General features: G+C 47.5%; 7 protein-coding genes and 1 pseudogene. 6 read left to right on the top strand and 2 right to left on the bottom strand.

Features of this window, described 5'->3' with window-relative positions; translation table 11 throughout:
• On the top strand, window positions 1–200 hold a 200-nt coding region (locus M5C01_RS32525), incomplete at its 5' end, for a hypothetical protein (RefSeq protein WP_248764463.1).
• A 324-nt stretch (window positions 201–524) separates the two neighbouring features.
• A complete protein-coding gene (locus tag M5C01_RS32520) occupies window positions 525–1,121 on the top strand; it encodes a group-specific protein (RefSeq protein ID WP_152742419.1) in 597 nt (198 codons plus the stop codon).
• Window positions 1,122–1,378: 257 nt separating this feature from the next.
• Here the strand turns inward: M5C01_RS32520 and M5C01_RS32515 are convergent, their stop codons facing one another.
• Window positions 1,379–1,969: a DUF4291 domain-containing protein gene (locus M5C01_RS32515; RefSeq protein ID WP_152742418.1), complete on the bottom strand. Its 591-nt coding sequence runs from the start codon at window positions 1,967–1,969 to the stop codon at window positions 1,379–1,381.
• A gap of 380 nt (window positions 1,970–2,349) precedes the next feature.
• Here M5C01_RS32515 and M5C01_RS32510 point away from each other — a divergent pair, with 380 nt between their 5' ends.
• The 4 genes from M5C01_RS32510 (at window position 2,350) to M5C01_RS32495 (ending at window position 4,611) form a co-directional block, all read left to right on the top strand.
• Window positions 2,350–2,631, top strand: coding sequence for a hypothetical protein (locus M5C01_RS32510; protein ID WP_306110055.1), 282 nt, complete (start codon window positions 2,350–2,352; stop codon window positions 2,629–2,631).
• A gap of 10 nt (window positions 2,632–2,641) precedes the next feature.
• Window positions 2,642–2,965 (top strand): DUF6572 domain-containing protein, encoded by a 324-nt coding sequence (locus M5C01_RS32505; protein WP_152742417.1) that lies wholly within the window; start codon window positions 2,642–2,644, stop codon window positions 2,963–2,965.
• Window positions 2,966–3,473: 508 nt separating this feature from the next.
• Window positions 3,474–3,872, top strand: a complete 399-nt coding sequence (locus M5C01_RS32500) for a hypothetical protein (RefSeq protein ID WP_248764462.1) — start codon at window positions 3,474–3,476, stop codon at window positions 3,870–3,872.
• Window positions 3,873–4,137: 265 nt separating this feature from the next.
• Window positions 4,138–4,611, top strand: a complete 474-nt coding sequence (locus M5C01_RS32495) for a lytic transglycosylase (protein WP_152742416.1) — start codon at window positions 4,138–4,140, stop codon at window positions 4,609–4,611.
• 99 nt (window positions 4,612–4,710) lie between these two features.
• Here the strand turns inward: M5C01_RS32495 and M5C01_RS32490 are convergent.
• Window positions 4,711–4,986 (bottom strand): annotated as a pseudogene (locus tag M5C01_RS32490) (IS4 family transposase); the annotation flags it as partial.
• Window positions 4,987–5,521: the final 535 nt, after the last annotated feature.

Here is a 5,521-nt window from a genome sequence, read left to right as displayed (position 1 = left end):
ACGGGTTACCTAAGGGTATAGCCTCAGCTATTCTTGAAGTTTTAAAAATGGAGGTGTTGAAGCGAGGGGTTTCGGTAGGCGGGAGTTTTGAAGTTTGTTATGGCGCTTACGGAGAAGTCTCGTCAAATCAGCAGGTTTTTAAGTTGCTTGCAAGAAATGTCTTAGAGTTTTTTTTGTTGAAAGCATTGATGGTGAAATAACCTCTAAAATGTTTGAGGGGTAGCTAGTCAGTGCCTAAAGGCGGGTTTGTTTTTTGTGTTTGAGTAAGGCGCTAGTCTTGTCTGCAGTATCTGAAAATAAATCCGTCCCCTATGCTATGCATTTGATATACCGAAATGGATGGATGATTTCATTCGAGAAAATGCAATTTCTCAGGATTTCTATCGAAGCAATCCTTTGAATCAGGGTGGATTGGCTCCGAAGATCGTTGATACAACAACGCCGGGCCGGTCTTACGAGCTACCCCCTCCTTGGGGAGAGTGGTTGCAGGAAAATGCAATTCCAGGGTCTGGTAAGGTGAAATAATGAAAAAGCTCGAAGAGATTTTAGGGACGGCTACTCCTGAATTGCTTGATCCGCAATATGTGGTGGCTGTTGCTCGCCATAGAGGAGTTGTTCACTGGCTATTATTAGAACCTGAAAATTTAGTGCTTGATTGGAGAAAACGGCGCGATGAATTTGTCTCGGCAGGCCATCAGTTCCCTGATTTGAACGTGGTAGCTGCCCAAAGGGCCGGCATCGTGGTGCTTGATCAAGATACAGCTGACGATTTTTTACGTGCACCGGAGGCTCATAAGTTGAGCCCTGAATTTTTACAGCTGGCACTCTTGGAGCGCTTCCAAAATGCGCAATCGTGGTGGGATGTGGGCTTTTTGTTTCCAATTGCGTTCATTGATTTTGATAGCCGACGTTTTGCTGGTTTTTATCAGAGTGGCCCGAGACTAGAGCGTTATGTTCCTGACGGGTGGGAAGGTGAGTTTGTGGACTTTGCCAATACGTATCCGGCAGATGTGTTTCCAGCATCAGATAAATTCTGGATTGTGGATGGCCACGATTTGTTGCATGAGTTGAACGAGCGAGGTCGTGCCCTCGAAGCCAGTCGTATCAAGGCAGATGACTAAAACCAAGTTCCTTACAAGTCTCATCCGGTTCTACGGGTAGCAGAACCGTGCGGATAAAAACTATCCTGATACCGGGGGGGTAATTAGTTTTGTGTAAACGGTCATTTGGCTGGGGCTGCCTACCCCAAGGAAATTCAATGACCGAGCCCTCCCATAGTGTGTCAAATGAGTCAAGTCTGATATTGAACTGGTGAAGCAAAAACCGTTTGCGGAAAGGTCATGCACGACGGAAAATCGAATCCTGCGGCTCAGCAATATCACTTGTAGTGCTCTGAGCTGTATTCTATTTCCTGTGGGAGTTTACTTTGTGCGGTAGCGAACTCGCCGTCTTGAATTAGTTTGTAGATTGAGTGAGCCAAGGGGGTTACATCAGTAATGCGTTGTATCCATTGGTTTACATATAGTTGTACGGCTTCTTTGCTAAGGCCGATCTGAATAGCTCTATATTCCAGCGGGCGCAAGAGCAAATCTCTTTCCGGATCCCACTGAACACGTACAGGTGATGCATTTTTTTTGGCTTCCCATTCTGCCATATCGATAGATTCATCAGCATGACTCAAGCAGCTGTGCGCTAATGCCCATTCAAAGCCTTCCCTTGTGATATCTATTGCCAGGATACGCTTCTGTCCGGCATCTTTAAAACCCCATCCAGCGCGATACATCATCCACAAAAAGGAAGGTTTAATCCAAGTCATTCGGTCCATCTTGAACGGCGGGGATGCGAATTTTCCCTGTGCCAGTGCAGCGTCTGCGATGGCATCGGAATAGTCTTGATAGACGCGAATGGTTGTCGCATCGTAGACGGCCCTGATTTGACGATGAGGTATTTCAGAAAATTTCTTGTTCATCTTTTTATTTTGCACTCGTCGGGGAAAAACTGAAAGGATGGAGTGGCACTTACTTAGGCAATGTGCCGTCGAAGATCATGTGTCGTCAGTCAAGATGATCTTCGACGGAGCGAGAAGCATCGCTTCCCGTTCAATTGCTGAGTCCTATCAACTGCCGATGTTGACGATCTGCCCATTCAGCACCGGGTCCATTTTCAGCTGCGCCAGCTCAATCAAGTGCACCACACCCATCGCTACCTTGCGGTTCGAACCGGTTTGGTTGTCGGCGTTTTCATAGGCGGTTGCTGCAGCGGATTGCAGAATCGAGTAGACGTTCGTCGAAAATAAATCCGTCCCCCTATGCTTGTCAGGCAGCTGGAGAGGCCTTTGAGGCGCAAACGATGGACAAGCTTCAGGAAACTCAAGCTGGTATTGTTCAGCAGGTGACCGTTAAAATCCAAAGTGGTACCAGGACTAGAATCGATTTAATAGGTAGAGATGCGGATGGAAGTATTATTTGTACAGAGTGCAAAGCATCAGCGACGGCACCTTTAACCCCAAATCAAAAAATAGCATTTCCTGAAATTCAAGAATCAGGAGCAGTTGTTGTAGGTAAAGGGAAGCCTGGGTTTCCAGGGGGTACTCAGATTCCGCCTACGACGGTGAATGTGGTTAGGCCTTAAAGGAGGTTGTATGACAGTCGAACAAATTGGTGTTATTGATGCTATTGGCGTTGATAAAGAGACAGGGGAGCTTGTTTTGACGATTGCTGATCACTTGGAGTGGGATGATGAGCATTTACTCTTGCTCCAAGAAAAACTTAATCTGTATATTGGTTTTTTTGAGAGTGGGGAATTGTTGGAAGTATACCCCGACTCGAAAGGTCGTCAGGTATCTATAATTTTAATGTGTAAGTATCTTCCTGATGCAAGGGCGAAGAGTTTTTTAAATAAAGTTGGCTCTATTGTGGAACAGGCGGGAGCAAAATTTACTTTTAAAGCTTCTAATATGAGTTAGTGGTGAATAACACTTGCCTAGGCGATGTACCTCGAAAATCCGTTGAGGGAGCCGCGGCGTTCGCGGCTAAACGAAGGAGTAACAGCCGTACGCAGGTCAGTCGACTGGTGATCAGGAAACCCGGCGCACCGAAGTGCCCTGCGCACGCGACCACCATAAAACGGAGGCCGAAAAAAAGTGCCTCGTAGAAGGTGGCGCTGTGCTCCTGATCAAACTGGCGGGCAACTAATACCCGGTCACTGAATTGGCAGTGACGGAATGAAACCTAGCCGCGAGATCAGGCGCAAACAAGCGGCCAGGATTTTCTAGTAAATTTCACTCAAGGGAAAGAGAGTTGTCTTGCTGGGCACGAAAGCGCCAGACAACATCGCCACAGACGTCAAGCGTACTCTACGTTACAATTCGCCCCTGGCAATCATCAAGGACGATGCAGCCTGAGCGGTATCGCTCATTGCCTCTTTCGTCCCGCTGAGCGCCCCACCTCAAGCTGAAATGAACAGGGAAGCTCATGAAACCGCTTTACCTAAGCTCGCTCTTGCTACTGATTGCGGGTTGCTCGCAGATTCCGCAATACGTTCCTCCCGTCAATGCCCCCCAAGCCCAAATCCGCAGTGAGCTGGACGCGATGAGCAATCGTCGCAATGGCCTGAGCCTGACCGACGCGCCGACCATGGCCTGCAAGTACGGCAGGTCGGTGACAGTGAAACCTGGTCGTGAGCTGTTCTCGGTCAGCGGTGGGACATCGAGCCCCGAAGGTTTTCGCACCATTGAAGCGACAAAACCCATCCATTTGGTACTGCTAGGATGGGCCAGCGGTAACCGCGCCTGCCGGGTCGATTTTGTCAGTGAGTTCATTCCGGGAGCCCGCTATGTGATCAAGGGGGGGCATCGCAGATGGCCCGAATAATTTCGGCACCTGCCAGGTCAGCATCTTTGATCAGGATTCCGGTGTTCGACTCCCTCTGAGCAACCAGGAATTGCCGAAGGCCGACGGCTGCACCCTGGATCAGTGGTTACCGCCGGTGCTTTGATTGCTCTGGTGACACTTTGGCAATCGATCTAAAAGGGAGCGGATTTATTTTTTTTGGTGAGTAAAACGGTGGTCCTGTCAGGTGTATCAAAAATGAATCCGTCCCCTTTGCGTAAGATATTAATGGACATATATATTAGAAATGAAGCGACCAATTTTTTACTGTAAGTCATGGTTTCGAGCAAAAAAACGACCAACGGATGTTTGGGCAGAAGAGCAAGCTAGATCTGCTCATATAAACAAGAAGCAATATACGGCTCTTGTAGACTCTGCTGATCGGCCTTATTGCTTCCTTGATGTTACGGAACAGGTGGTTGGTGTTGGATTTCTTGATGAAAATTTACGTGAGTCGTTGACGTATGCTTTTCAGAGAATTGAAAATGGGAAGCTGTTTTTAACGATGGCGACTCATCGTGAATTTGAAGGTGAGACGGACAAGATCGCTAGTGGTATTTCTTATGTTTTTAAACAAGATGGCACGGTTCAGATGAGGCGCGAATTCTTCAGTCCTCATCGTCTTGAGGTTTCGACAACATCGACTGATGTTAGTGCGAATTACTCTGTGGTGCCGGAGTTTGGTGAGTATGATGATTTTATTAAAATAGAGAGAGGTTAGAGTAACTAGTAAGGGGGTTTTAATGGTGCTTATTTAATTGATGTGCCGTCGAAGCCTATGCGTTGTCAGCGACTAAAAGGGGGCGGATTTGAATGGCGCTTACTTAACCTTCTTCGGATGTCCATTTTTCCTGACCTCGGCCCTTGCTGATCGACGTGTTTTCATCAGCATGGGGTAAGGCTTGGGTCTTCGTTTTATAGCGCGAGGCTCAATCCTGCCTAGACGCTTTCCGACACGCTTTTGGGCAATCAGCTCGAGCAGATCCAGCACCCGGTCATCTTGTTCTTGAACCCCGTAGTGCCTCCACGCAAGGCACAGCTGAAGGCTATGTTTGAAGCTCAGTTCGCGAGGCAGGCAGTCGGCTAACAGGGCCGTATACGGAGTGCTCTAAAGTCTCTTGGTTCTAATAAGATCATGGAGTATGCTTCTTATCGTGTGATGTCTGATGGCGCATTTGTTCATAGGAGCTTAGAACACGTGTCGGCTGCTTACTATTCCGCTCACCTGAGTTTATTGATGATGAGTTGCCTTGCGCAATTCTATGGAAGTCCTCTAGTCCTCAAGTGGTCTAAGCAGTTAGTTGATTTTTATACTGGTAACTGCGGTGCATATACTATGCGCCCAATATCATAGATTGGTGATACGCATGTTTAGGCCAGTTGATCCTATGCAGGGCTAAGGGGTAGAAACTTTCTATGCGCCATGTTCAAGGGGCGCCGCTTACTGTGCTATTACCTGGCGTGAGGCATTTGGATACGCACATGCCTGGAGGGTTTAGATAAGTGTAAAAGGGGACGGATTTATTTTTAATTTTATGAGTAAGGTACTGCTCCTGCTAGGCGCGTCGAAAATAGATCCGTCTCCTATGCTTCTATGGTTCTTGGAGTATAAAATGAAAGCGTATTTTAAG

Origin of the sequence: Pseudomonas sp. MWU12-2319, assembly GCF_023242525.1 — a bacterium.
Taxonomy (GTDB): Bacteria; Pseudomonadota; Gammaproteobacteria; order Pseudomonadales; family Pseudomonadaceae; genus Aquipseudomonas; species Aquipseudomonas gingeri_D.
This window is presented reverse-complemented; position numbering and strand designations above follow the sequence as displayed.